Origin of the sequence: Egicoccus halophilus, from assembly GCF_004300825.1 — a bacterium.
Taxonomy (GTDB): Bacteria; Actinomycetota; Nitriliruptoria; order Nitriliruptorales; family Nitriliruptoraceae; genus Egicoccus; species Egicoccus halophilus.
Genome location: NZ_CP036250.1, coordinates 3,489,935 through 3,513,487, shown reverse-complemented (window position 1 = coordinate 3,513,487; position 23,553 = coordinate 3,489,935). Strand labels below are relative to the sequence as shown.

26 protein-coding genes are annotated in these 23,553 nt (G+C 70.6%); 21 read left to right on the top strand and 5 right to left on the bottom strand.

Annotated features, from left to right (window positions below; genetic code table 11):
• The first annotated feature begins 33 nt into the window (after positions 1-33).
• From ELR47_RS15990 to ELR47_RS15960, 7 genes are all read left to right on the top strand, one after another.
• Positions 34-768 carry a PIG-L deacetylase family protein gene (locus ELR47_RS15990; protein WP_130650787.1) on the top strand — a complete coding sequence of 245 codons (735 nt, stop codon included), beginning with the start codon at positions 34-36 and terminating at the stop codon, positions 766-768.
• Between the two features lie 14 nt (positions 769-782).
• A complete protein-coding gene (locus tag ELR47_RS18740) occupies positions 783-1,475 on the top strand; it encodes a 4-carboxy-4-hydroxy-2-oxoadipate aldolase/oxaloacetate decarboxylase (RefSeq protein WP_130650786.1) in 693 nt (230 codons plus the stop codon).
• A gap of 10 nt (positions 1,476-1,485) precedes the next feature.
• Complete coding sequence (locus ELR47_RS15980; RefSeq protein WP_130650785.1) at positions 1,486-2,178, top strand: GntR family transcriptional regulator; 693 nt, start codon at positions 1,486-1,488, stop codon at positions 2,176-2,178.
• Positions 2,179-2,364: 186 nt separating this feature from the next.
• Entirely contained in the window at positions 2,365-3,516 is a 1,152-nt protein-coding gene (locus ELR47_RS15975) for a TRAP transporter substrate-binding protein (protein ID WP_229730487.1), read from the top strand.
• A gap of 84 nt (positions 3,517-3,600) precedes the next feature.
• Entirely contained in the window at positions 3,601-4,143 is a 543-nt protein-coding gene (locus ELR47_RS15970) for a TRAP transporter small permease (protein ID WP_165404136.1), read from the top strand.
• 3 nt (positions 4,144-4,146) lie between these two features.
• The gene (locus tag ELR47_RS15965) at positions 4,147-5,448 is read left to right on the top strand and encodes a TRAP transporter large permease (RefSeq protein WP_130650782.1); all 1,302 of its coding nucleotides are present in this window, start codon (positions 4,147-4,149) and stop codon (positions 5,446-5,448) included.
• Between the two features lie 44 nt (positions 5,449-5,492).
• On the top strand, positions 5,493-5,924 hold the full coding sequence (locus ELR47_RS15960; RefSeq protein ID WP_130650781.1) for a universal stress protein: 432 nt from the start codon (positions 5,493-5,495) through the stop codon (positions 5,922-5,924).
• A gap of 72 nt (positions 5,925-5,996) precedes the next feature.
• Here ELR47_RS15960 and ELR47_RS15955 read toward each other — a convergent pair whose 3' ends face one another.
• Together ELR47_RS15955 and ELR47_RS15950 are read right to left on the bottom strand one after the other, a co-directional pair.
• Entirely contained in the window at positions 5,997-6,272 is a 276-nt protein-coding gene (locus ELR47_RS15955; RefSeq protein WP_130650780.1) for a muconolactone Delta-isomerase, read from the bottom strand.
• Positions 6,273-6,286: 14 nt separating this feature from the next.
• Positions 6,287-7,012 carry an alpha/beta fold hydrolase gene (locus ELR47_RS15950; protein ID WP_130650779.1) on the bottom strand — a complete coding sequence of 242 codons (726 nt, stop codon included), beginning with the start codon at positions 7,010-7,012 and terminating at the stop codon, positions 6,287-6,289.
• Here ELR47_RS15950 and ELR47_RS15945 point away from each other — a divergent pair.
• From ELR47_RS15945 to ELR47_RS15935, 3 genes are all read left to right on the top strand, one after another.
• Positions 7,011-8,363 carry an MFS transporter gene (locus ELR47_RS15945; RefSeq protein ID WP_130650778.1) on the top strand — a complete coding sequence of 451 codons (1,353 nt, stop codon included), beginning with the start codon at positions 7,011-7,013 and terminating at the stop codon, positions 8,361-8,363. The two genes, ELR47_RS15950 and ELR47_RS15945, sit on opposite strands and share 2 nt — an antisense overlap.
• An 82-nt stretch (positions 8,364-8,445) precedes the next feature.
• Positions 8,446-9,567, top strand: a complete 1,122-nt coding sequence (locus tag ELR47_RS15940; RefSeq protein ID WP_130650777.1) for a 5-methyltetrahydropteroyltriglutamate--homocysteine S-methyltransferase — start codon at positions 8,446-8,448, stop codon at positions 9,565-9,567.
• 59 nt (positions 9,568-9,626) lie between these two features.
• On the top strand, positions 9,627-10,244 hold the full coding sequence (locus ELR47_RS15935) for an MBL fold metallo-hydrolase (RefSeq protein ID WP_165404134.1): 618 nt from the start codon (positions 9,627-9,629) through the stop codon (positions 10,242-10,244).
• 70 nt (positions 10,245-10,314) lie between these two features.
• Here the strand turns inward: ELR47_RS15935 and ELR47_RS15930 are convergent, their stop codons facing one another.
• Positions 10,315-11,916: a tannase/feruloyl esterase family alpha/beta hydrolase gene (locus ELR47_RS15930; RefSeq protein ID WP_165404133.1), complete on the bottom strand. Its 1,602-nt coding sequence runs from the start codon at positions 11,914-11,916 to the stop codon at positions 10,315-10,317.
• A 464-nt stretch (positions 11,917-12,380) separates the two neighbouring features.
• Between ELR47_RS15930 and ELR47_RS15925 the strand changes: the two genes are divergently transcribed.
• From ELR47_RS15925 to ELR47_RS15895, 8 genes are all read left to right on the top strand, one after another.
• Positions 12,381-13,073, top strand: a complete 693-nt coding sequence (locus ELR47_RS15925; protein WP_130651447.1) for a GntR family transcriptional regulator — start codon at positions 12,381-12,383, stop codon at positions 13,071-13,073.
• 82 nt (positions 13,074-13,155) lie between these two features.
• Positions 13,156-14,061: a methylenetetrahydrofolate reductase gene (locus ELR47_RS15920; RefSeq protein ID WP_205745318.1), complete on the top strand. Its 906-nt coding sequence runs from the start codon at positions 13,156-13,158 to the stop codon at positions 14,059-14,061.
• A gap of 16 nt (positions 14,062-14,077) precedes the next feature.
• Entirely contained in the window at positions 14,078-14,947 is an 870-nt protein-coding gene (gene purU / locus ELR47_RS15915; RefSeq protein WP_130650774.1) for a formyltetrahydrofolate deformylase, read from the top strand.
• Between the two features lie 96 nt (positions 14,948-15,043).
• On the top strand, positions 15,044-16,450 hold the full coding sequence (gene ligM / locus ELR47_RS15910; RefSeq protein ID WP_130650773.1) for a vanillate/3-O-methylgallate O-demethylase: 1,407 nt from the start codon (positions 15,044-15,046) through the stop codon (positions 16,448-16,450).
• 83 nt (positions 16,451-16,533) lie between these two features.
• Positions 16,534-17,406, top strand: a complete 873-nt coding sequence (folD, locus tag ELR47_RS15905; protein ID WP_130650772.1) for a bifunctional methylenetetrahydrofolate dehydrogenase/methenyltetrahydrofolate cyclohydrolase FolD — start codon at positions 16,534-16,536, stop codon at positions 17,404-17,406.
• Positions 17,407-17,475: 69 nt separating this feature from the next.
• Entirely contained in the window at positions 17,476-18,381 is a 906-nt protein-coding gene (locus ELR47_RS15900; protein ID WP_130650771.1) for a bifunctional folylpolyglutamate synthase/dihydrofolate synthase, read from the top strand.
• Entirely contained in the window at positions 18,270-18,803 is a 534-nt protein-coding gene (locus ELR47_RS18510; protein ID WP_338031008.1) for a glutamate ligase domain-containing protein, read from the top strand. Before ELR47_RS15900 ends, ELR47_RS18510 begins: the two co-directional genes overlap by 112 nt.
• Positions 18,800-19,636, top strand: coding sequence for an arylamine N-acetyltransferase family protein (locus ELR47_RS15895; protein WP_130650770.1), 837 nt, complete (start codon positions 18,800-18,802; stop codon positions 19,634-19,636). The genes ELR47_RS18510 and ELR47_RS15895 overlap by 4 nt, the downstream gene beginning before the upstream one ends.
• A 48-nt stretch (positions 19,637-19,684) precedes the next feature.
• On the opposite strand, the gene pobA is transcribed toward ELR47_RS15895, so the two are convergent.
• Both pobA and ELR47_RS15885 read right to left on the bottom strand, forming a co-directional pair.
• Positions 19,685-20,869 carry a 4-hydroxybenzoate 3-monooxygenase gene (gene pobA / locus ELR47_RS15890; RefSeq protein WP_130650769.1) on the bottom strand — a complete coding sequence of 395 codons (1,185 nt, stop codon included), beginning with the start codon at positions 20,867-20,869 and terminating at the stop codon, positions 19,685-19,687.
• Between the two features lie 25 nt (positions 20,870-20,894).
• Positions 20,895-21,656, bottom strand: coding sequence for an IclR family transcriptional regulator domain-containing protein (locus tag ELR47_RS15885; protein ID WP_130650768.1), 762 nt, complete (start codon positions 21,654-21,656; stop codon positions 20,895-20,897).
• Positions 21,657-21,821: 165 nt separating this feature from the next.
• Here ELR47_RS15885 and pcaC point away from each other — a divergent pair, with 165 nt between their 5' ends.
• From pcaC to pcaG, 3 genes are read left to right on the top strand one after another with little or no spacing between them, the layout of a single operon-like run.
• The gene (gene pcaC / locus ELR47_RS15880) at positions 21,822-22,217 is read left to right on the top strand and encodes a 4-carboxymuconolactone decarboxylase (RefSeq protein WP_130650767.1); all 396 of its coding nucleotides are present in this window, start codon (positions 21,822-21,824) and stop codon (positions 22,215-22,217) included.
• Positions 22,214-22,945, top strand: coding sequence for a protocatechuate 3,4-dioxygenase subunit beta (gene pcaH, locus ELR47_RS15875; RefSeq protein WP_165404131.1), 732 nt, complete (start codon positions 22,214-22,216; stop codon positions 22,943-22,945). Before pcaC ends, pcaH begins: the two co-directional genes overlap by 4 nt.
• Complete coding sequence (gene pcaG, locus ELR47_RS15870; RefSeq protein ID WP_130650766.1) at positions 22,942-23,544, top strand: protocatechuate 3,4-dioxygenase subunit alpha; 603 nt, start codon at positions 22,942-22,944, stop codon at positions 23,542-23,544. Before pcaH ends, pcaG begins: the two co-directional genes overlap by 4 nt.
• Positions 23,545-23,553 lie beyond the last annotated feature (9 nt).

The following is a 23,553-nucleotide window of genomic DNA, read 5'->3' as shown; positions in this document are numbered from 1 at the left end:
ACAATCTGGCCGGTCCCCGTCTAGGGTGTCCGCATGACCAGCGATACCACGAACCTGTTGATCGTCAGCGCGCACGCCGCCGACTTCGTCTGGCGTGCCGGCGGGGCCGCCGCCCTCACCACCGCCCGAGGCGGTCGTGTCACCATCGTCTGCCTGTCGTACGGCGAGCGCGGTGAGTCGGCGCGCTACTGGCGCCAGGGGCTGGACCTCGAGCAGGTCAAGGCGGCCCGCCACCGCGAGGCCGCCGCAGCCGCCGAGGTGCTCGGAGCCGAGTTGCGCACGCTCGACGTGGGTGACTACCCGATCGTCGAGACGGACGAGCTGCTCGACGAACTGGTGCGCATCTACCGTGAGGTGCAGCCGACGGCCGTGCTCACCCACACGACGGTCGATCCATGGAACACCGATCACCCACTGGCGAGTCGGCTCGCGCAGAAGGCCCGAATCATCGCCCAGGCGCCGGGGTACCAGCCAGGGGAGAAGGTGCTCGGGGCACCACCGGTGTTCCTCTTCGAGCCGCATCAGAGCGAGTACTGCGAGTTCCGGCCCGAGGTGCTGCTCGACATCACGGAGGTGTGGCCGACCAAGCTGGAGGCCATGCGGTGCATGGAGGGCCAGGAGCACCTGTGGGACTACTACACCGACGTCGCCAAGCGGCGCGGCGTGCAGGCCCGCCGGAACTCCGGTCCCAACCTCGGTCTGACGACCGACGCCATGGCCGAGGCCTACATGCGGGTCTTCCCGCAGGTCGCCGACCAGCTCGCCTGACACCCGGAGGCCCCATGCGAAGGAACGTCGTCGTGCGCAGCATCGACCGCGCCGACCCGAATCTCGTGGCGGAACTCGGTGCGGCGGGCGTGGCGACCGTGCACGAGGCGATGGGGCGCACGGGTCTGCTCGGTACGGAGCTGTCGCCGATCCAGCGGGGGGCACGGATCGCCGGCACCGCCGTGACGGTCACGTGCCAACCCGGCGACAACCTGATGATCCACGCGGCGGTCGAGCAGGTGACCAACGGCGACGTGCTGGTGGTCACCACCACCTCGCCGTCGACGGACGGCATGTTCGGCGAACTGCTCGCCACCTCGTTGCGCGCGCACGGGTGCGTCGGGCTCGTGATCGATGCGGGCGTGCGCGACGTCGACGAGCTCAACGAACTCGGCTTCCCGGTCTGGACCCGAGCCGTGTCGGCGCAGGGAACGGTCAAGGCCACCCCGGGCTCGGTCAACGTGCCGGTCGTCTGCGCCGGCGGCGTGGTCCACCCCGGTGACGTCGTGGTCGCGGACGACGACGGTGTCGTGGTCGTTCCCCGGGCCGGAGCGGCCGCGGCGAGCCAGGCCGCCCAGGACCGACTCGAACGGGAGGCGGCAACCCGACAGCGTCTCGCGGCCGGGGAGCTGGGACTGGATCTGTACGGCCTGCGTGCGCGCCTGGACGAACTCGGGGTCGCCTACGTCGACCGACTCGACGACTGAGGGGGGCGTCATGGCGCGCGAAGGAGGCCGGCCGCTCGTTGCGTGTCTACGCGACGACATCATGCTTGGTGTGCTGGGGCCGGGGCAGCGGCTGGTGGAAGCCGAACTCACGGAACGCTACGGCGTGACCCGCGGTGCCGTGCGACAGGCGTTGATGAGCCTGGAGGGCGAAGGGCTGGTCGAGCGTGAGCGCAATCGCGGTGCCCGCGTCCGCGCCATCAGCCTCGACGAGGCCATCGAGATCACCGAGGCCCGAGCCGTGCTCGAGGGCTTGTGCGCCGCGAAGGCGGCACAGAACGCCACGGGCAGGGAGCGTGCCGAGTTGCGGCGCCTGGGCGAGGACATGGCGGCCGCCGTCCTGGCCGAGGACGTCATGCGCTACAGCACCGCCACCCAGGACCTGCACCGCTACGTCCGCGAGATCGCACGCCAACAGACGGTGGCGGACCTGCTGAAGCGACTGCGCTACCAGAGCGTGCGGTACCACTTCAGTGTTGCGCTGCTCCCGGGACGCCCCAGCGTCGGGTTGGCGGAACACCGTGGGGTGATCGAGTCGATCGTCTCCGGTGACGCCGACGTGGCCGAGGACGTCATGCGCCGGCACGTGTTCAGCGTGATCGACGCGCTGCAGGCCCTCGCTGGCCGTAGTGGCGACGGCCTCCACCTCGCCAGCGCGCACGGCGGAACGCGGCTTCCGACATGAATGGTTGAAATAATGTTGACAATCTTGTCCCCGTCCGGCAGGTTTCCGGGGCAACGACATCGGTCGTAGACCGTCGGCGCGCTTCGCCGACACGGCACAGGGACGAGCGTCGACGACGTGGGAGCGGCCTCCGCCGGAGTGCCCGTCGACCACGCGCGACGGGGCCGGGAGGAGAATCTGGTGAGGATGTACAGCAACGCGAGCAGAGGGCGTCGGACGATCGCTGCCACGATGGCGATGGGTCTGGTGCTCGTGGCCTGCGGCGGTGATGACGACGACGCGACGGACACGGCTGCACCGACCGAGGACACCGCCGACACCGACGGGGACACGGCCGGTGAGGATGCCGGTGACGACGGCGCTGCCGCGCCCGACGCCGACGCCTTCGCGGACGCGCCGGAGGTCGAGGTCGTCTTCGGTCACCCGTTCCCCGACCAGCACCACCTCGCGGTGAACGTGCTGCAGCCGTGGATGGACGAGGTCACCGAGATGACCGACGGGACGGTGAGGTTCGACGTCCAGCCGGCCGGCGCGCTCTCCGGACCGCCGGACAACTACGAGCACCCCGCAGCAGGGGTGACCGACATGGGCTGGGCGCTGCACGGGTACACGCCGGGGCAGTTCCCGATCACCCAGGTGATCGAGCTGCCGTTCGTGTTCGGCTCGGCGGTCCAGGGCACCGAGGTCCTGTGGAACCTGTACGAGGAGTTCCCCGAGTTCCAGGACGAGTACGGCGAGGTCCAGGTCCTGGCGCTGTGGGCGCACGACGTCGGTGACCTGTTCACGACCAGCACGCCGGTCGAGTCCACCGACGACGTCCGTGGCCTGAGTATCCGTACACCCGCCCCGATGCAGAACGCGCTGATCGAAACCCTGGGCGGCTCCGCCGTCGGCATGCCCGCGCCGGAGCTGTACGACTCGCTCGACCGCGGCGTCATCGACGGCCTGCTGATCGGGCACTCCGGTGTCCCGACCTTCGGCCTCGAAGAGGTCGTCGGTCACGTGACCCGCGGGAACTTCTTCGTCGGCACCATGTTCCTCGTGATGAACCCGGCCACCTGGGACGCCATGTCGCCCGAGCAGCAGGCCGTGTTCCAGGAAACCGCGTTCGAGGACCTGTCGATGAGGCTCGCCGAGGACATGGACCAGGTCGGCGGTGAGGCGGTCGACCAGTTCGAGGAGTGGGGCTTCGAGATCCACGAGCTCGACGAGTCCCAGCTGCAGGAGTGGCGTGACGCCACGGCGGACGTGCCACAGAGCTGGATCGACTCCATGGGCGACGACGTCCAGGCCCAAGAGATGTACGACCGGATGCTCGAGCTGGCAGGCGTCAACTAGCACCACGTCCGAAGCAGTGAGCGCAGGGGGCGGGCCGGCCAGCCGGCCCGCCCCCTGCACCGCGTTCAACGGGAGATGGCCGTCATGGAACGTCTCGTCGCACGGTTCGCCGGCCTGACCCGAGCGCTCCACTACGTGTCGGGGGCGCTGATCGTCGGCCTGATGCTGATGATCGTGGGCAACGTCGTGGGGCGTTGGCTCTTCAACCGGCCGATCCGCGGGACCGTGGAACTGACCGAGATCGGCATGGTCGCGATCGTGTTCCTCGGCTTCGCCTACGCCCAGGTGCGCGAGGACCACATCCGGGTGGACCTGGTGTACGAGAAGTTGGGCCGTCGTGGACGGGTCGGGCTCGGCCTGTTCGCCGCCGCGGTCAGCCTGGTCACGGTCGCCCTGATGGCCTGGCGCCTGCACGACTACGTCGGGATTCTCGAAGCCTCGCGGCGGACGACCAGTGCCCTGTCCATCCCGCTCTACTGGGTCGCCTGGGTCGGGGTGGTCGGACTGGTGATCTATGCGGTCGGCGTCCTGACCACCGCCTTCGAGCGCAGCCGGGGACCGGACGACCCCGATCCCGAGGACGGGCAGCTGCCCATCGACCTGCCCACCACCGACGACGAGCGCTGACCCATGTCCTCAGAACTGATCGGCCTGTTGGGCTTCGCCGTCCTCATCCTGTTGCTGGTCGCGCGGGTGCCCGTGGGCATCGCCATGATCCTGGTCTCCGTGGCGGGATACGGCCTCGTCGTGCGTCCCGACGCGGCGCTCGCTCGCCTGGGCTCCGACGCGTTCGCCAGTACGGCCAGTTACACGCTGAGCGTGATCCCTCTGTTCGTCCTCATGGGGTTGCTGTTGGCGCAGGCGGCGCTGGGCCGCGACCTGTACCGCTTCCTCGACGGCTTGCTCTGGCGCGTGCGTGGGGGCCTCGCCCTTGCCACCATCGGGGCATCGAGCCTGTTCGGCGCGGTGAGCGGCTCCGCCACCGCGTCGGCGTCGACCATGTCGCTCGTCGCCATGCCCGAGATGCGTCGATACAACTACGACGAGGGGCTCGGTGCCGCCTGCATCGCCGTGGGCGGGACGCTCGGCTCACTGATCCCGCCGAGTGCCGTCCTCGTGCTCTACGGCATCCTGACCGAGGAGAACATCGGAGCGCTGCTCATCGGCGGGATCCTTCCAGGCCTGATGACCACGTTGCTGTTGATGCTCACCGCCTATCTGCTGGTCCGACGACGCCCGCAACTCGCCCCCGGTGCCGAAGGTCACGTGCAACGCAGCCCGATGCGCACACTCGTGCTGCGGGTCTGGGCGGTGCCAGCCATCTTCGGTCTGAGCATGGGCGGGATCTACCTCGGCGTGTTCACCCCCACCGAGGCCGGTGCCGTCGGCGCGTTCCTCGCCCTGGCGTTCAGCGTGCTGTCGGGGCGGTTGAGTTGGAGCGGATTCATCGAGGCCGTCAGCCAGACGGTGCGCCTGAGCGCGATGATCTTCCTCGTCGTGATCGGCGGCCGGATGTTCGGCTTCTTCCTGTCGGCCACCGGGATCCCCCGCACGCTCGGCGGCTTCATCGGCGACCTCGAGGTCGCCGGCTGGGTGGTGGCGGCGGCGATCCTGCTGCTGTACGTGGTGCTCGGTGCGTTCATGGACGAGATCGCGATCCTGGTGATCATGACGCCGATCATGTACCCGATCGTCATCGACCTCGGCTTCGACGGGGTCTGGTTCGGCGTACTCAGCATCATGATGCTCCTGACAGGTCTGCTGACGCCGCCGGTCGGGATCATCAGTTTCGTCGTCAGCCGGGTGGCGGACGTCCCGCTCGAGAAGGTGTTCCGCTCCGTGGCGCCGTTCTGGCTCGCGCTGGTGGTCGCTGCCCTCCTGGTGATCTTCTTCCCGCAGATCGTGCTGGTCCTGCCCGGGTTGATGGGCTGAAACGTGTCGGGGTCGGCCTTCGCGTCCCCGTGAGAGGAGTTCCGATGAGCATCGTCGTCTGCACGCCGGGTGGTCCGGCAGAACAGACCCTGGTCGCGGCCGGGGAGGAACAGGCGCGCCAGGCCGCTCGTGGCCTGGTGCTCGTTCGCCACGTCAAGCTCCAGGATCTCGAACATGCGACCGGTGTGGACCGGGAGATGACCGCGGCGGCCGACGTGCGGACGCAACTCGAGGCCACCGCCGCAGCCGTGGGCCGGCGAGGTGTCGACTGTCGGGCACACGTCGTCACCAGCAGCGACGACAACCCGAGCACGGTGCTGATCGATGCGGCTGCCGACGCCGAGGCGACGCTGCTCGTCATCGGGGTCCGGACGCGCTCCCGGGTCAGCAAGCTGCTCCTCGGAAGCACGACCCAGGACCTGCTGCTCGCCGCCGGGCGCCCCGTGCTGTGCGTGCCATTGGAGGCACGGCGCTGACGCGCGAGTGCCCGGAGCAAGTACCTCCGGGCACCGGGCTCACGTGGCCTGCCGTGGTCAGCGCTCCTGTCGTCAGCGCTCCTGAGGATGCTGCGCCAGCGGCTCGACGACGATGTCCACCCACGGGAAGAACGCCAGCGACGAGAGCGCCTCGTGAAGTTCGGTGGCGTCCCTGGCCTCGTACCAGCCGATCGAGGAGCGCGTTCCGGGCACCCGCCACAGCTTCTTGAGCAGCCCGGCCTCGCGCAACTCGGCAGCGCGGGCCCGTTCGGCCTGCAGCAGTTCGCGGCGGCGTTCCTCCGGCGTGTCCGCCGGCAGGTTGTTGGTCGTGCGGACGAGGAACTCCATGACGTGTCCTTCGGTCAGGCGGTGACGTGCCGCTCGGTGGCGACGCGCAACAATGCGTCGACGAGCAGGTCCGGGGACGTGGCGATCACCTCGTGATCGGCGTCCAGGCTCTCCACCTGCCAGCCGAGCCCGGCGGCGCGCTCGGCTGCCCACCCGAACGGCGTGTTCCAACCGTCACAGGCCAGGTACGTCCCCTCGACCGAGAGCTCGGAGGCTCCGAAGTCCGCGGTGTCGGTGTAGGTCTTGAAGGGGTGGTCGACCAGTCGTGGACGCAGCCAGGCGGCCGCCTCCTCGTCGGTGACGCCGAGGTTCTGCAGCGGGCGCGGCGGTACCCGCCAGCCGTCGCCCTTCTCCTCGGCCGACTCGCGGTAGTGCGCCGCGGCATGTGACGGCAGCAGATCGACGGCCCGCTCACCGCGCTGCGGGACGAAACCGTCCACCACCACCAGCGCCCCGATCCGCTCGGGCACCGCCGCGGCGGCCCCGACGACGACCATGCCGGCGTAGCTGTGCCCGACCAGGACCACGTCGTGCAGATCCTCGTACTCGAGCACGGAGGCCACGTCACGGACGTGGGTGTCGAGGCCCACCATCGGGTGGGTCAGGTGCGCGCGGTGACCGAGACCGGTCAGGGTCGGCACGACGACCTCGTGGCCGGCGGCGCGGAGCGCCGGTGTGACGCGTTGCCAGCACCAGGCACCGTGCCACGCGCCATGGGTGAGTACGAACGTGCGCGCCATGTTGCCTCCGCGAGTGACCGGGAACCCGACCCAAGTTGCTGCCAACAAGATTGTCAACAATACCGTGCGCCGCGCTAGGGTCGCCGCACGCTACGGGTGGTGGTTGAGTTTGGAGGCACCGGTCCGCTCCGAGGTCCGCGCGGTGGGCGGCGGCGCGCTGGTGTTCGGCATGGTGTTCCTCGACCGTCTCGCGCCGCTGTACCTGATCGTCGTGATCCGCGAACAGGAAGGCCTGGCGGCGCACCAACTGGCGCTCGTCCCGCTCACCATCGGGTTGGGCTGGGCGGTCGCGATGGGGGTCGGACGTTGGCTCAGCGGACGACTCTCCGACCGCTCCCGCATCGCGTTGGGGGCCGGCGGCGCCGGCCTGGTGCACGTGGCGTCGGCCCTGGTCGGCGGCTGGCCGGCGTTCCTCCTCCTGCGGTTCCTCGGCGGCGTCCTCGCCGGGACGGTCGCCCCGCCGCTGACGGGGCTCATCTTCGCCTGGGCCCCCCGTCGACGTCGCGGACTCGACGCCGGCATCCTGTTCTCCGCGACGCGACTCCTCGGCAGCCTGGTCGCACCGGTCGTCGTGCTCAGCGTCGCCGTTCGCGCCGACTGGCGCTCCGCGTTGCTGACGGCCGCCGTCCTGCTGCTCGCCGCAACGGCGGCCTTCTGGCTGATCACGCCTCCCGCGCCCGCCGCGTCCGAGGCGATCGAGACGACCGCGGCACAGCGCCGGGAGCAGGCGCGCCCCGTCCTGGCGCGACACGGCCGCCGCAACATCACCCTGGCAACGGTGTTCGGCATCCTGTTCGCGTGCTGGCTGAACGTGGTCAGTCAGACCGGTCCCAGCGTCGTGGTCGCCTCCCTCGACGTCACGCCGGACACGGCCGGTGCGATCGTCGGGGCGTTCGGCATCGGCGGCTGGCTGGCGGCCCTGTTCGTGCCGATGGCCTCGGACCGTGTCGGGCGCGGGCTGGCCGTCGGCACGAGCACGGCGGTCGGCGGCGCCGCCGGCCTCGGACTCAGCCTGGTGCTCGCCGTGGGCAGCGCGCCCCCCTGGGCACCGGCGGTGCTGTTCGCGTTCGGCGGCCTCACCCTGGGGGCCCTGCCGCTGGCCCTGTCGGTCATCCCCGGCGAAGCGGTGCTCCGGGGCGACCCCGGTCGCGCGGTGATCTGGCCCGTGTTCGGCGCGGAGGTCGTCGGCGCTGCGGTGCTGCCGGCCGTCGCGCTCCTCGGTTTCCTGCCGGAACGCGCCACCCTCACCATCGCCGCCGGGGCGCTGCTCGCCAGCGCGGCCCTGGCAAAGGCGCTGGTCCCGCCGGACCGCGACGAACAATCCGCCGAGGTGCCGGTGCCCCCCGCCTGACCGGAAGGCGCACCAGGGTGGACGACCGGACGCGACGACCTCGGCCTAAGGTGTCGCACCCGTCGAGACCGAGGCACCGCGCATGCACGATCGACTTCCCCCCTTCCGCGCCGACCACGTCGGCAGCCTGCTGCGGCCGCCGCAGCTGCTCGAGGCGCGCCAACGTCACGCCGCCGGGCAACTCGACGCGGCCGGCCTGCGTGCGGTCGAGGACGATGCCGTCCGGGAGGTCGTGGCACTCCAGCAGGAGGTGGGCCTTCCGGCCGCGACCGACGGCGAGTTCCGGCGCTCGTCCTGGCACATGGACTTCATCTACCGCCTGGGCGGCATCACGCAGGCCAACGGGAGCATCGAGGTCCATTTCGACAACGAGCAGGGTGGCGTCGACTTCACCGCCGCTGCGCTGGCGGTCGCGGGCCCCGTCCGCCTCGAGGAGCCGATCTTCGCCGACGACTTCGCGTTCACGAAGGCGCTGGCCGACGAGACCGGCATGGTGACGAAGCTGACGATCCCGTCGCCGAGCATGGTGCACTACCGGGGTGGACGGGCGGCGATCGATCCCGACGTCTACGCCGACGAGGAGCCGTTCTGGGCCGACCTCACGGCGGCGTACCGCGACGAGCTGCAGGCCCTGGCCGAACGCGGCTGCCGGTACCTGCAGCTCGACGACACCAGCCTGGCGTACCTCAACGACCCCCTCCAGCGCGCCAGGATCGCGGAGATGGGCGGCGACGCCGAACACCAACACGAGCACTACATCCGGCACCTCAACGAGGCGGTGGCCGACCGCCCCCGCGACCTGCGTGTCACGACGCACCTGTGCCGGGGGAACTTCCGCTCGTCCTGGGCGGCCACGGGCAGCTACGACTTCGTCGCCGAGGCGCTGTTCAGCGAGTTGGACGTCGACGGGTTCTTCCTCGAGTTCGACGACGAACGGTCCGGTGGGTTCGAGCCGCTGCGCTACGTCCCGCCCGGCAAGCAGGTCGTGCTGGGACTGATCACCACGAAGCGACCGGAGCTCGAGTCGAAAGACGACCTCAAGCGTCGTGTCGACGAGGCGAGCCGGTTCGTGCCGATCGAGCAGCTGTGCCTCTCGCCGCAGTGCGGCTTCTCCTCGACCGTCGACGGGAACTCGCTGACCTTCGACGACCAACGCGCCAAGCTCGAGCTCGTGGTCGAGACCGCGCAGGAGATCTGGGGCTGACGAACCGCCTGGCCGAGCCGCCCCGCCGGGATGGGCGGCCCGTCACCGAGGAGGACACCGTGCGGATCACCAAGTACCCCCAGTCGTGTCTCGTGGTCGAGGCCGGCAACGGTGCCCGGTTGCTGCTCGACGCCGGGTTCCACGTCACGCGCCGCCGGGCGCTCGACGAGCTCGGCAGCATCGACGCGGCCCTGTACACCCACCAGCACCCCGACCACTTCGGCGAGGAGTGGGTCGGGCCGCTGCTCGAGCGCGGTGTGCCGGTGTTCGCCAACGCCGAGGTGAGTGCCATGATCGGCGACGGTGCGACCACGGTCGTCGCCGGGGCGACGTTCGAGGCGGCCGGGGTCCCGGTCGCGGCACACGACCTGCCGCACATGCCGATGGTCGACGGCCGCCCGGGACCGGCGAACCTCGGCTTCGTGGTGGACGACCGGCTGCTGCATCCCGGCGATGCGAAGGACCTGCGCGGCGTGGTCGCCGAGGTGCTCGCCACGCCGATCGCCGGTCCCAGCTGCAGCGCCCGTGACGCCTACCGGATGGTCGAGGCCAGCGGCGCGCGGGTCTCGGTGCCGGTCCACTACGACCACTTCCTCGCGGATCCCGCGCTGTTCGCGAAGCAGTGCCCGATCGCCGAGGTGGTCGTCCTCGCGGACGGCGAGTCCACCGAGATCTGACCGGCGTCCACGACGCCTTCGGGGCGGGGCCGTGTGGCCCCGCCCCGAAGGTCGGTCGCGCGGGTGGGAGTCAGCCCTTGAAGCCCGGCGCCTTCATGCACTTGAAGCTCGTGGCCTGGTCCGGGTCGCCACGGAAGTAGCGCGACCAGGTCGGCCACTCGCAGGCCGGGCGGGTGCGGTCGGTGCCGCGCTCCTGCAGCACCACGTCGCGGGGCGCCCTGCCGTCGGTGACCCAACGGTCGAGGAGCGCCAGCCAGTCGACGTCGTTGGGTCCGGCGCCACCGCTGTGGTCGGCCTTGGGCACCGCGTAGGCCCGGAAGAACTTGTCGGTGCGACCCTTGTTGAGCGCCTCGGTCACGGAGGCGTGGTAGTCCAGCCCCGCGAAGGCGCTGCGGCCGTTGTCGCCGAGGTTCTCCTGCAGGATCAGCTTGCCACCACTGGCGTGGAACGCGGACAGGTCCGGGTCGGTCGCGTCGAGCAGCTCGGAGACCTCGAGGATCCGCTCGCGCCACTCGGGCGCGTTCGGGTCGAACCCGACCGTGTCGAAGTCCGGATCCTGCGCGATGAAGTAGCGGATGAAGTCGGCTCCGAGGTTCACCGTGAACCCGGGCGCACCGTTGGCCCCCATGACCCAGAACGGCCAGTCGTTGGCTTCGCCGCCGACCGGGAAGCCGGGGTAGCCGGCCACGCCGTTGGCGAGCGCGTACTCGAGCACCAGGGGCGCGTGGAACTGCTCGACGACGTCGATCTGCTCCTGCGTCAGGCAGCCGGCGGTCTCGCCCGCCTCGCACAGCAGCGCCTCGAAGTCGACGTCGCAGTCCTGCGGTCGGCTGATGATCCCGTCCACGAGGCCGTCGAGCCCGTCACAGGTGGTGCGGGTCGTCGCGTCGAGCAGGGCGATGCCGGCCGCGTCGATCCAGCCGCCGTCGAGGATCGGCTCCGCGAGCGCGTTGACGAACAGTTGCTGGCCGGTGAAGTTCACGACCGGGACGCGGCTGAACACCCCGTCGTAGTCGGTCGGGAACCGCTGGGCGACCATCAGTCCCTCGCGGCCGCCCTGGGAACTGCCGACGAAGTAGGTCTGCCCGGGGGTGTGGTCGTAGTGCGTCTCCATCAGCGAGACCGCGACGTCGCGGGTCTTCTTCAGGGCCGCGTAGGCGAAGTTGACCAGCGACTCCTCGATCAGGGCGAACGAACCGCCGGGATGCTCGGCGCTGCTGTGGCCCGAGTCGCTACCGAAGGTCGCGTAGCCCTGCTGCAGCGGGGTCGGTGTCCCGGCCGGGGCCGACGGGACGCTCCCGGTCCCCGTCACCACGGTGCCGTTGTAGCCACCACCGCCGAAGTGGACCGCCTTGCCGTTCCAGTCCAGGGGAAGATTGACCCGGAACCGGATGTCGGGCGCGTCGGCGGACACCGGCGCGATGCGGCCCTCGACGAGGCAGTACGCCCCCGCGGTGTTCGGGGAGGCGACCCGAGCCGTGGTCACCTCGGCTCCTGAGGTGGGGAGTCCGATGTCGTCGGCGGAGATCGCCGTGCCGACGAGGTCCTCGCAGGACGTCCCGGTGTCGGCGACCGCGGGCACCGCGGTCGTGACCAACCCGATGGTCGACAGGGCGGCCAGGCCGGCTCGCCAGCGTCGTGGTCGGTGCTGCGCTCCAGGTGTTGCGGGCATGTCGCTCCCTCTCCCTCGAACGGGGTGTCCCCGCTCTCGACGCGCGAACCTCCCGTTCGCACGGGCCGAGCTAGGACTTGCGGCAATGTTGTCAACGATTTTGTTGACGGAATGGAGCGGCGGGAGCCGGAGGGGTCGATTGCATGCAGCTTCATCACTGTGTGCGCTCATCGCTCGCTCAGGTCCCGCCGTGATCGATACGGATTTCGGGCACGCTGCTCGGAATTTCCGTCTGAAGCGAGCCAGTCTCGCCCCGCAGTGGGCGGGCGGGGCCGCCGGCATGCCGTCCGAGGACACCGGTTCGGTTGCATGCAACGGGCGGGTCATGTCATCATCGGGGGGACGTGGGTCGCAGCGGAGGTTCCGGGCGTCGCGACGCCAAGGCCAGGGAGGGTGCGCTCGTGAGTTCACTGCCCGAACCGCCCGCATCGCAACGGATCAAGGCGCTGTTGACGTTGCGGGAGATGTTGCTCGGTGGTGCGTTCGCCCCCGGCGAGCGACTGTCCGAGATCCCACTGTGTGCCCGGCTCGGGGTCTCGCGCACGCCGTTGCGGCTGGCCCTCATCAGCCTCGAGCACGAGGGTCTGGTGCGCCAACATGCGTCGGGTGGCTACCTGGTGCAGGACTTCAGCGTCGCGGACGTCGCGGACGCCATCGAGCTGCGCGGGGTGCTCGAGGGAACCGCAGCTCGGTTCGCGGCCGAACGCCTCGACGACCCGTCGTACCTGCTCCCGCTGCGGGAGGTCGTCGAGGAGGCCGACCAGCTGCTCGACGGCGAGGGCGGGACGGAAGGGATCTTCGAGGACTACGTCGCGCTGAACGAGCGGTTCCACGCGCTGTTGCTGGGGCTGGCGTCGAGTGCGGTCCTGCAGCGATCGCTCGAGCACGTCCTGGCACTGCCGTTCGCGTCGCCGAACGCGCTGGTGCGGGGGCAGGGGCGCGGTGCCCGTCGCTGGATGACCATCGCCCAGGAGCAGCACCGCGTGATCGTCAACGCCATCGCTGCCCGCGAAGGTGCCCGCGCGGAAGCGGTCGCGCGGGAGCACGCGCGACTCGCGCGACGCAATCTCGAGCGGGCGTTGGCGTCCGACGAACCCCTCGCCGCTGTGATGCCGGGCGGGTCCCTGGTCCGGGCGGCGGCTCCCGCCCACCCATGACGAGCCGTACGAACCAGAGTGTTGACGAGTATCCCTGCCCCACCACGTTGGGGCGCGAGCCAGCTGGACGATGGGAGCGACGATGAGCGAGAGCCACTCCGTCGGTGGGCGCCCGGACGAGCCGGGTGACGAGGACACCCCCCGGCCGACCGTCGCCCCGATCGACCTCGCCGGCCTGGTGCGCAACATCGGCTACGAGGTCATGCCGTTCAAGAAGACCGAGGCGTCGGTGCTGCAGCACGTGCCCAAGGACGTGCCGCTGACCGTCACCGCCGCCGAGGGACGAGGGCTGGATGCCACGCTCGACCTCGCCGTGGCCCTGGCGCGGGCGGGCTACCGGGTGGCACCACACCTGGCGGCGCGACTGGTCGAGGACCACGGGCAGCTGCGGCGCATCACGGAGCGTCTCGACGAGGCCGGGATCCGCTCGCTGTTCGTGATCGGCGGTGACGCACCCGAGCCTCACGGGCCGTTCTCGAGCGCCAAGGAGCTCATCGACGCGCTCGACGGCATCGGCTTCTCCTACGAGAACCTGGGCGTCGGCGGCTACCCGGAGGGTCACGCCAGCATCCCGGAGGCCGCGTTGGACACCGCGTTGCACCAGAAGGCCACCCACGCCGACCGGATCATCACCCAGATCTGCTTCGCCCCCGACACGATCGCCGCCTGGGCGTCGCGACTCGAGCAGGCCGGCGTGCACGTGCCCATCCACCTCGGGGTGCCCGGGCCCGTGAACCGACAGAAACTGATGCGGATCTCCGCGGGCATCGGCCTCGGACAGTCGGCGCGGTTCCTGCAGAAACAACAGAACCTGGTCTGGCGGCTGCTGGTGCCCGGCGGTTACAACCCGACGCGGTTGCTTCGGCGACTGGGCAAGACGCTGAGTCAGACGCCGACCTACGTGTCGGGGCTGCACATCTTCACCTTCAACGAGCTCGAGCGCACCGAGGCCTGGCGGCAGAAGCTGCTGGCGTCCGTGCGCGCCTGACCGCAAAGGAAGTCAGATGCGAGGGGACGAGGACACCGACGTCGGGCGACTGATCATCAAGGGCCCCGATCAGCCCGGTGTGGTCGCGGCCGTGTCCGGAGCGCTCAGCCGGGCGGGTGCGAACATCGTGTCGCTCGATCAGTTCTCGAGCGACCCGGAGGGCGGTCGGTTCTTCCAGCGCACCGAGTTCCACCTGCCGAACCTGCAGGTCCGCCGCGCCGAGCTCGAGGACGTGATCGCCGAGGAGGTGGGGGCGAAGTTCGGTCTCCACTGCACGATGCTGGAGGTCAAGCGACGCAAGCGCACCGCCATCATGGTGTCGAAGCTCGACCACTGTCTGATGGATCTGTTGTGGCGTCACCGGCGCGGGGAACTGGCGATCGACGTCACGATGGTGATCTCGAACCACCCGGACCTCAGCGAAGAGGTTCGTCGCTTCGGCATCCCGTTCTTCCACGTCCCCGTGGCGAAGGGAGCGAAGCCCGAGGCCGAACGCGAGCAGATGAAGCTGCTCAAGGGCAACGTCGACCTGGTCGTCCTGGCCCGCTACATGCAGATCCTCTCGGGGGACTTCCTCGAGGAGCTCGCCGTCCCGATCATCAACATCCACCACTCCTTCCTGCCGGCGTTCATGGGCGCATCGCCCTACCAACGGGCGAAGGAGCGGGGCGTCAAGTTGATCGGTGCGACGGCGCACTACGTGACCGAGGACCTCGACGAGGGGCCGATCATCGAGCAGGACGTCATCCGTGTGTCCCACGCCATGAGCACCAAGGCGCTCCAGCGCTTCGGCGCCGACGTCGAACGTCAGGTGCTCGCGAGGGCCGTCGGGTGGCACGCGGAGGATCGGGTCCTGCGGGACGGCAACTCCACGGTCGTGTTCTGATCTACCGCAGCACCCCGGCACCGGTTGGTGATCGTGCACGACTTGCCTTCCGGTCCGGGACCAACTGGTGACACCGCGGACGACAAGGGAAGTGGCATGAGCAACGAAAGTCTGAACGACCTCCTGCGCAGCGCGGGCGATCCCGTCGAGTTGCTGCGCAACAACCAGGTGGGCCGGTACGTCTACCCGACCAAGCCGCCGGAGTTCTCCAACTGGATCGACGAACAGCGGGCCTGGACCGAGGACTGCATCCTCTACGACCAGACCTGGCACATGGACAACATGTACGTCAAGGGACCGGACGCCGAGCGTCTGCTCCGAGACCACGGCATCAACTCGTTCAAGAACTTCACCGTCGGCAAGGCCAAGCAGTACGTGCCCGTCAGCCCGGACGGGTTCGTCATCGGCGACGGCATCCTGTTCCACCTCGAGGAGGACCTGTACGAGTTCGTGGGCCGCTCCCCGGCGCCGAACTGGGTGCACTACAACGCCGAGGCCGGTGACTACGACGTCGAGATCACCCGTGACCCGCGTGCGCCCTCCATCACGCTGGGCAAGCCGGTCAACCGCACGCAGTACCGGTTCCAGATCCAGGGCCCCAAGGCCGAGCAGCTGATCAAGAAGCTGACCGGGGGCGACCTGCCGAACATCAAGTTCTTCAACTTCGACTCGGTCACGATGGCGGGCCGACGCCTGCCCGCCCTGCGCCACGGCATGGCCGGTCAGCCAGGCCTCGAGGTCTGGGGTCCGTACGAGGAGTACGACGAGGTCCGCGACGCGATCCTCGAGGCCGGTGAGGAGTTCGGCATCCGCCCCGTCGGCGCCCGCGCCTACTCGACCAACACGATCGAGTCGGGCTGGATCCCCTCGCCGCTCCCGGCCATCTACACCGGTGAGAAGATGTCGGGCTACCGCGACTGGGTGCCGGCCAACAGCCTCGAGGGGCGCGGCGGCACCCTGGCGGGCAGCTTCGTGTCCGACGACATCGAGGACTACTACCTCACGCCGTATGAGATGGGCTACGGCCACATGGCGAAGCTCGACCACGACTTCGTCGGCCGCGACGCGCTCGAGGCGATGGACAAGGAGTCCCAGCGGCGCAAGGTGACCCTCGCCTGGAACGCCGAGGACGTGCTGAAGGTCTGGGCGTCGCTGCTGAGCGACGAGGTGCCCTACAAGTACCTCGACCTGCCGCAGAGCGTCTACGGCTCGGCCAGCTACGACCGCGTCGTCCACGACGGCAAGGACATCGGTCTGTCGCTGTTCACCGGCTACACCTACAACGAGCGCCGCTTCCTGTCGCTCGCGGTCGTCGACCCGTCGCTCGAGGTCGGCAGCGAGGTGAAGGTCGTCTGGGGCGAGCCCGACGGCGGTTCGCGCAAGCTCAGCACCGAGCGTCCGCACCGCCAGATCGAGATCCGCGCCACCGTCAGCCCCGTGCCGTACTCGCGTGAGGCCCGCGAGCACTACGCCGAGGGGTGGCGTACGGCCGGCCGCGCCTGAGCGGACGACGGTTCGGGGGCCGGGCTTCGTCCGGTCCCCGAACCGTCGCCACCACCCGGACTCCGACCTGTATCGAGGAACACATGACCGCCAGGATCATCGACGGCAAGGCACTCGCACAGCAGGTGCGGGCCCGGATCGCGGACGACGTGACCCGCTTGAAGGCCGAGCACGGCATCCAGCCCGGGCTGGCCGCGGTGCTGGTGGGCGAGGACCCGGCGTCGAAGGTCTACGTCGGCATGAAGCACCGGGCAACCGAGGAAGCCGGGATGCTCAGCCGGCAGGTCGTGCTGCCCTCCGACACGTCACAGGCGGACCTCGAAGGGCTGGTCGACGACCTCAACGCCGACGAGCAGATCGACGGGATCCTCGTCCAGCTTCCGCTGCCGGAGCACCTCGACCCGCAGCCGATCCAGGAACTGATCGATCCCGGCAAGGACGTCGACGCGCTCAACCCCTACACCGCGGGTCGCCTCGCCGTCGGTGATCCGACCTTCCTCTCGTGCACGCCCTACGGCGTCCTCGAACTGCTCGACCACGCCGGGGTGGAGACCGCGGGTAGCCATGTGGTGATCGTCGGACGATCCAACCTCGTGGGCCGCCCGCTGTCGGTCATGCTCACCCTCAAGGGGCGCGACGCGACGGTGACGCTGGCGCACTCGCGCACCCGGGACCTCGGCGCCGTGTGCCGCACGGCGGACGTGGTCGTCGCTGCCGTGGGACGCATCGGACTGATCACGCCGGACATGGTCCGTCCCGGCGCAGTGGTCATCGACGTCGGCACGAACCGCGGCGAGGACGGCAAGCTCGTCGGCGACGTCGACTTCGAGGGCCTGCGCGAGGTCGCCGGTGCGATCACGCCCGTGCCCGGCGGGGTCGGGCCGATGACGGTCACGATGCTGCTGCAGAACACCCTCGAGGCGGCGCGCGCCCGCCGCGGTCTGCCGCGGCGCTGAGCACACCCCGCGCATGACCGACCAGGGCCCGTCCGCGAGGTCGGTCCCCACGGACCTCGAGGAGCGACGGTGAGCTCCGCGCTGAGCGCGCGTATGGCCGCGCACTTCGAGCGCCGTCGGCACGGGCAGCGGCCCGGACGGCGACGCCTGCGTGTGCTGGCGGGCATGCTGGGGGACCCGCAGGACCGCTACCGCTGCCTGCACGTGACCGGCACCAATGGCAAGACGACCGTGACACGCCTGGCGAGCGCGGTGCTGTCCGCCAACGGCCTGCGCGTGGGCGCCTTCACGTCCCCCCACCTCGAGGACGTCAGGGAGCGGATCGCCGTCGACGGCGAACCGGTCACCGAAGCCACCTTCCTCGCCGCGCTCGACCGTGTCGAGGCCGCGGTCGCGCGTGCCGAGCGTCACCTCGGCGAGCGGATCACGTTCTTCGAGCTGATGACGGCGACGGCGTCCGTGCTGTTCGCCGATGCCGGGGTCGACGTCGCCGCGGTCGAGGTCGGCATCGGTGGCCGCCTGGACCCCACCAACGTGCATCACGGCGAGGTCGCCGTCATCGCGTCGATCGGGCTCGACCACCCCGAGCTCGGCAGCACCACGGCCGAGGTCGCCGGCGAGAAGGCGGGCATCCTCGAGCCGGTGCGACCGCCGTCGTCGGCCCGATGGACGCCGCCGCCACCGCCGTCGTCGCCGACCGTGCCGCGGCGACGGGGACCCGGCTGCTGGCCTACGGCGAGCACGTCGAGGTCCTCTCGTGCCGGGACGACCTCGACGGGCAGGACCTCGTCGTGCGGATCGGGAGCGCCACGTACCGGGCACGACTCCCGCTGCGTGGCGCTCACCAGGCGGTCAACGCCGCCCTGGCGCTGGCCGCCGTCGACACCCTGCTCGGCCCGGCACGGCCGCTCGACGTCGCCGCGACGCAGGGAGCCCTGGCGGCGGCGCAGGTCCCCGGCCGCACGGAACGCCTGACGTGTCCGGGACGGCCGGACGTCGTCCTGGACGTCGCGCACAACGAGGACGCGGCGCGGGCGCTCGCGGCCGCCATGGCCGACCAGTGCGCCGACGTCCCGCTTGCGCTCGTGGTGGCCGCCTCGCCCGGCCGGGACCTGGCCCGCTTCCTCCGACCGCTCCTGCCGCTGGCCAGCGCCGCCTACCTCGTGGCGTCCGAGCGCAGGAGCGAAGGGGCGGCGGCACCCGACGCACCGCTGATACGGGTCGTCTCCGTGACCGATGCCCTGGCGGCGGCCGAACGGCACGTCGGGCCCGACGGACGGATCCTGGTGACGGGGACGCACCGACTCGTAGCTGCCGCCCGCGGGGAACTGCGGCCGACGTGGTCGACTGGCGCCGCCGCGGGGTGGGACGACACCCGACGTTACGCTGCGCCATGACCATCCCCATCCGTGACACCGCCGCCGTCGACGTGGCGGCCTACCTCCGACGCATCGGCGTGGACGGCGAGGTCGCACCCGACCTGCCGACGTTGTTCCGGATCGTCGAGCGGCACACCCGGACGATTCCCTTCGAGAACCTCGACCCGCTGCTGGGCCGAGGCGTCTGCCTGGAGCCGGCGGTCCTGTGGGACAAGCTCGTCCGTCGTGGCCGAGGCGGGTACTGCTTCGAACACAGCGGGTTGCTGCACGCGGTGCTCGACGAGCTCGGCTTCGCGGTCACCGCGCTGCTCGCACGGGTGCGTTGGGGCCGCCCCGACGGGGTGTCCGCGCCCCGGACCCACCAGGTGCTGCTCGTCGAGTTCGCCCCGACGTCGTACCTCGTGGACGTCGGCTTCGGTGGGCCGACCCCCACCGCGCCGCTGGCGCTGGTGCCCGACCGGCCCCAGGCGACCGGGCACGAGCCCTGCCGGCTGCGCCGCGACGGTGAGGTCGTCACCGTGGAGGTGCGGCGCGGTGCGGGCTGGCGCCCCGCCTACGACGTCGAACTGCAGCCGCAGTCGCGGGCCGACCTCGAGGTGGCCAACCACTACACCGCCACACATCCCGCCTCGCGCTTCACCACGGCGCTGCTGGGCGCCCGCGCCCCCGCCGGCCGGCGCATCGCCCTGGCCGACCTCCGACTTGCCGTGCACCACGCCGACGGGCGCAGCGAGCAGCGGCAGCTGACGAACGTCGACGCCCTGCGTGCGGCCCTCGAAGAGGACCTGGCCGTGACGCTGCCCGCCGACCTCGACCTCGCGGCACTGTTCGACCGGCTGGCCCCGACCTGACGGGCAGCGCCACGAGCCGCTCGGCCGACGCGTGCTCGCCGCCGGAGGTCAGATCGGCAGACCGACGTAGTTCTCGGCGAGACTGGCACGCGCGGCCTCGAGTTCCTCGAGCAGGCCGAGCTCGGCCTGCTGGATCTGGAAGTCGAACGCGTCGGTGTCGGGGAACCGGTGCAGAACGGTGGTCATCCACCAGGAGAAGCGCACGGCCTTCCACACGCGCCGCAGTGTGGTGGCCGAGTACTCGTCCAGGCCGGTGGTGCTGCCGGCGTCGTAGTGGTCGACCAGGGCCCGGCACAGGTAGACGACGTCGCTCATGGCCAGGTTCAGTCCCTTGGCGCCCGTGGGCGGCACGATGTGGGCGGCGTCGCCGGCGAGCAGCAGCCGGCCGTGGCGCATCGGTTCGGCGACGAAGCTGCGCAGTGGCGCGATCGACTTCTCGATCGACGGGCCGGTCACGAGCTGCTCGCCGGCCTCCTCGGGCAGGCGCGCGACGAGTTCGCTCCAGAAGCGGTCGTCGGACCAGTCGTCGGGGGAGTCCTCGAGCGGGGCCTGGACGTAGTAGCGCGACAGGTTCTCGTTGCGCATGGAGCACAGCGCGAAGCCGCGCTCGGAGTTGGCGTAGATCAGCTCGTCGGACACCGGTGGGGTCCGCGAGAGGACGCCGAGCCAACCGAACGGGTAGACGCGCTCGTAGGTCGTGAGCACGTCGGCGGGGATCGCGGACCGGGACGGACCGTGGAAGCCGTCGCAGCCGGCGATCCAGTCGGCCTCGAGCCGGTGAGCGACGCCGTCCTTGCGGTAGGTCACCGACGGCCGGTCGCTGCTCACGTCGTGCAAGGCGACGTCCTCGGCGTCGAAGACGATCGCGCCGTCGTGGGTGTCGAGGGCGCCGTAGAGGTCGTGCTGGACCTCGGTCTGCCCGTACACTGTCACCGATCGGCCGGTGAGGGCCGTGAAGTCGATCCGCAGACGACGGCCACCGAAGGCGAGGTGGACACCCTCGTGCTCGAACCCCTCGCGGTGCAGCCGTTCACCGAGGCCGGCCTCGGTCAGCGTCTGCACGCTGCCGTGCTCGAGCACGCCGGCTCGGATGCGCGAGAGGACGTAGTCGCGGCTGCGCCGCTCCAGGACGACCGACTCCACGCCGTGGCGGCGCAACAGGTGCGACAACAGTGACCCGGCCGGGCCGCCGCCGATGATGGCGACCTGCGTGCGCTGCGTCCGTTCGCTCATCCTTGTCTCCATGTCCGACGGCCGGTCAGTTCGGCCGATTCGCCAGGGCGTGCTCGATGTCCGCCGCCGCGCGCAGCAGCGCCGGCACGAACCGCTGTTGGAGTTCCTGCTTGCCGGTGCGGTTGACGTGGGTGCTGACGTTGACGGCGGCCACGGTGCGTCCGGTCGCGTCGCGCAGCGGCGCGGCAATGGAGCGCACGCCGATCTCGAGCTCCTGGTCGACCAGGGCATAGCCTCGCTCGCGGACCTCGGACAGCCGTGTCCGTAGCTCGTCGGGGTCGTCGACCGTGCGGGGCGTCGGGTCGCGGCGGTCGCTGCGCGCGAAGATCGCGGTGGCCTCCGCGTCGGGCAACGCCGCCAGCAGGGCCCGGCCGAGCGACGTGCGGTAGGCCGGGAACCTCGTGCCCAGCCCGATCGAGACCGTCATCACCCGCTTGGCCGGCACGCGCGCCACGTAGACCACCTCGGTGTCGTCGAGCACGCCGACCGACGACGCCTCGCTCACCCGTTCGCTCAGGGTCTCGAGGTAGGGCAGCGCCAGTTGCGGGACGCCGAACGACGACACGTAGGCGTAGCCGAGGTCGAGCACGCGTGGGCTCAGGGCGAACCGGTCGCCGACCCGCCGCACGTAGCCGAGCTCCTCGAGGGTCATCAGGAACCGCCGGGCCGTCGCGCGGTTGAGTTCCGTGGCGCGGGCGACCTCGGCGAGGGTCTGCTCGGGCGCCTCGGCGGTGAAGCTGCGGATCACCCGCAGCCCACGTTCGAACGCCCGCACCGACTCGCTCATCGTGGGCCGGTCCGGTTGACACCTCGGGAGGCGACTGCTTGCATGGCGTTCGTTCCGTGAACATCGGTTCGCAGTGCGAACGAGACGCTAGCACGACGGCCGCCGACGGGACAAGGCGGAGGAAGCAAGCTCGAAGCGGCGAGTTCCGCAGGGACGAGGACCCCGATGACCGACCAGCGTGCCGAGTACGGGATGCGGGTGCGTCGCGAGGTCCTGGGCGACGAGCACGTGGACCGGGCCGTCGCGGCGACCACCGACCTGGACGCGCCGTTCCAGGACTACATCACCGGTGCGGCCTGGGGCGACGTCTGGGGCCGCGAGGAGCTGGACCGGCCGACCCGGAGCCTGGTGACCCTCGCGCTGCTCGCGGCGCTCGGCCACGAGCGCGAGTTCGAGATGCACCTGCGGGCGAGCCGCAACACCGGTGCCACCCCGGAGCAGATCCGCGAGGTGCTGCTGCACGTCGCGCTCTACGCCGGGGTGCCCGCCGCCAACACGGCGTTCGCCGCACTCAAGCGGGTCCTGGGAGCGGACCCCGCCGACGACGAGGAGGCATCGTGAGTACCACCGACGCCAGCTACCGCCGCCGCGACGACGCGGCCTACCCGCCGCTCGACCATCCCGACTACGGCTCGACGCGCACGCGGCACCCGAAGCAGCCGCCGGTCCCGCTCGAGCACACCCTGTCGGAGGTGACCGGTCCCGGCCCCGCGCTCGCCGAGGTCATGCCCCAGGACGCGGACCTGACGACCAACGCCGGCACCGGCGCCGAGGCGATGGGCGAGCGGATCATCGTCACCGGCCGGGTCCTCGACGAGGACGGCACGCCACAGGCGAACACGCTGGTCGAGATCTGGCAGTGCAACGCCGCGGGCCGCTACATCCACGAGGGCGACCAGCACCCCGCCCCGATCGACCCCAACTTCATCGGCCGCGGCCGTTGCGCGACCGACGAGGACGGCACCTACCGGTTCCTCACCATCAAGCCGGGCGCCTACCCGTGGCGCAACCACCCCAACGCCTGGCGGCCGGCCCACATCCACTTCTCGCTGTTCGGCCCGGCACTGGTGACGCGCCTGATCACCCAGATGTACTTCCCCGGCGACCCCCTCCACGAACTCGACCCGATCATGGGCTCGGTCCCGCGGGAGCACTGGCACCGGATGATCGGCGACTACGACCACTCGATCACCCAGGAGGAGTGGGCGCTCGGCTACCGCTTCGACATCGTCCTGCGCGGACCCGACGCGACCCCCTTCGAGGCCGGCGGCGCAGGAGCACTGGCATGAGCGCGACCGAACCGACCCCCGAACTGCTGCCGCAGACCCCGTCGCAGACCGTCGGGCCGTTCTTCCACTACGCGCTCACCGAGGAGCCGATCGACCGGCTCGACCCCGACGGGCAGGCGGGCCAGGCGATCGTCGTGCACGGCACCGTGCGTGACGGCGCAGGAGACCTCGTTCGTGACGCGATGATCGAGGTGTGGCAGGCCGACGGCGGTGGCCGCTACCGCCATCCCGCCGACGGGCGGTCCGCCGACGTGCCGAGCTCGTTCATCGGCTTCGGTCGGGTCGCGGTCGCGAAGGAGACCGGCGAGTTCTCGGTGACGACCGTGATGCCGGGAACGGTCCCGGGCCGTGGTGGCACGGTCCAGGCCCCACACCTCAACGTCCACGTCTTCGCCCGCGGCCTGCTCAACCACCTGCACACCCGCGTCTACTTCGAGGGGGCGGCGGCCAACGACGCCGACCCGGTGCTCACCGGTGTCCCGTCCGAGCGACGCCACACCCTGCTGGCCCGACCCGACGGTGAGCAGGACGGCCTGCGCCGCTACCGGTTCGACGTGGTCCTCCAGGGCGAGGGCGAGACCGTCTTCTTCGACGCCTGAGGAGCCGAG

What these genes read in the sequence shown, in the direction of transcription:
- ELR47_RS15990 (WP_130650787.1), top strand. Translation starts at nt 34, where the DNA reads ATGACCAGCGATACCACGAACCTGTTGATCGTCAGCGCGCACGCCGCC.
- ELR47_RS18740 (WP_130650786.1), top strand. Translation starts at nt 783, where the DNA reads ATGCGAAGGAACGTCGTCGTGCGCAGCATCGACCGCGCCGACCCGAAT.
- ELR47_RS15980 (WP_130650785.1), top strand. Translation starts at nt 1,486, where the DNA reads ATGGCGCGCGAAGGAGGCCGGCCGCTCGTTGCGTGTCTACGCGACGAC.
- ELR47_RS15975 (WP_229730487.1), top strand. Translation starts at nt 2,365, where the DNA reads ATGTACAGCAACGCGAGCAGAGGGCGTCGGACGATCGCTGCCACGATG.
- ELR47_RS15970 (WP_165404136.1), top strand. Translation starts at nt 3,601, where the DNA reads ATGGAACGTCTCGTCGCACGGTTCGCCGGCCTGACCCGAGCGCTCCAC.
- ELR47_RS15965 (WP_130650782.1), top strand. Translation starts at nt 4,147, where the DNA reads ATGTCCTCAGAACTGATCGGCCTGTTGGGCTTCGCCGTCCTCATCCTG.
- ELR47_RS15960 (WP_130650781.1), top strand. Translation starts at nt 5,493, where the DNA reads ATGAGCATCGTCGTCTGCACGCCGGGTGGTCCGGCAGAACAGACCCTG.
- ELR47_RS15955 (WP_130650780.1), bottom strand. Translation starts at nt 6,272, where the DNA reads ATGGAGTTCCTCGTCCGCACGACCAACAACCTGCCGGCGGACACGCCG.
- ELR47_RS15945 (WP_130650778.1), top strand. Translation starts at nt 7,011, where the DNA reads ATGTTGCCTCCGCGAGTGACCGGGAACCCGACCCAAGTTGCTGCCAAC.
- ELR47_RS15950 (WP_130650779.1), bottom strand. Translation starts at nt 7,012, where the DNA reads ATGGCGCGCACGTTCGTACTCACCCATGGCGCGTGGCACGGTGCCTGG.
- ELR47_RS15940 (WP_130650777.1), top strand. Translation starts at nt 8,446, where the DNA reads ATGCACGATCGACTTCCCCCCTTCCGCGCCGACCACGTCGGCAGCCTG.
- ELR47_RS15930 (WP_165404133.1), bottom strand. Translation starts at nt 11,916, where the DNA reads ATGCCCGCAACACCTGGAGCGCAGCACCGACCACGACGCTGGCGAGCC.
- ELR47_RS15925 (WP_130651447.1), top strand. Translation starts at nt 12,381, where the DNA reads ATGTTGCTCGGTGGTGCGTTCGCCCCCGGCGAGCGACTGTCCGAGATC.
- ELR47_RS15920 (WP_205745318.1), top strand. Translation starts at nt 13,156, where the DNA reads ATGAGCGAGAGCCACTCCGTCGGTGGGCGCCCGGACGAGCCGGGTGAC.
- purU (WP_130650774.1), top strand. Translation starts at nt 14,078, where the DNA reads ATGCGAGGGGACGAGGACACCGACGTCGGGCGACTGATCATCAAGGGC.
- ligM (WP_130650773.1), top strand. Translation starts at nt 15,044, where the DNA reads ATGAGCAACGAAAGTCTGAACGACCTCCTGCGCAGCGCGGGCGATCCC.
- folD (WP_130650772.1), top strand. Translation starts at nt 16,534, where the DNA reads ATGACCGCCAGGATCATCGACGGCAAGGCACTCGCACAGCAGGTGCGG.
- ELR47_RS15895 (WP_130650770.1), top strand. Translation starts at nt 18,800, where the DNA reads ATGACCATCCCCATCCGTGACACCGCCGCCGTCGACGTGGCGGCCTAC.
- pobA (WP_130650769.1), bottom strand. Translation starts at nt 20,869, where the DNA reads ATGAGCGAACGGACGCAGCGCACGCAGGTCGCCATCATCGGCGGCGGC.
- ELR47_RS15885 (WP_130650768.1), bottom strand. Translation starts at nt 21,656, where the DNA reads ATGAGCGAGTCGGTGCGGGCGTTCGAACGTGGGCTGCGGGTGATCCGC.
- pcaC (WP_130650767.1), top strand. Translation starts at nt 21,822, where the DNA reads ATGACCGACCAGCGTGCCGAGTACGGGATGCGGGTGCGTCGCGAGGTC.
- pcaG (WP_130650766.1), top strand. Translation starts at nt 22,942, where the DNA reads ATGAGCGCGACCGAACCGACCCCCGAACTGCTGCCGCAGACCCCGTCG.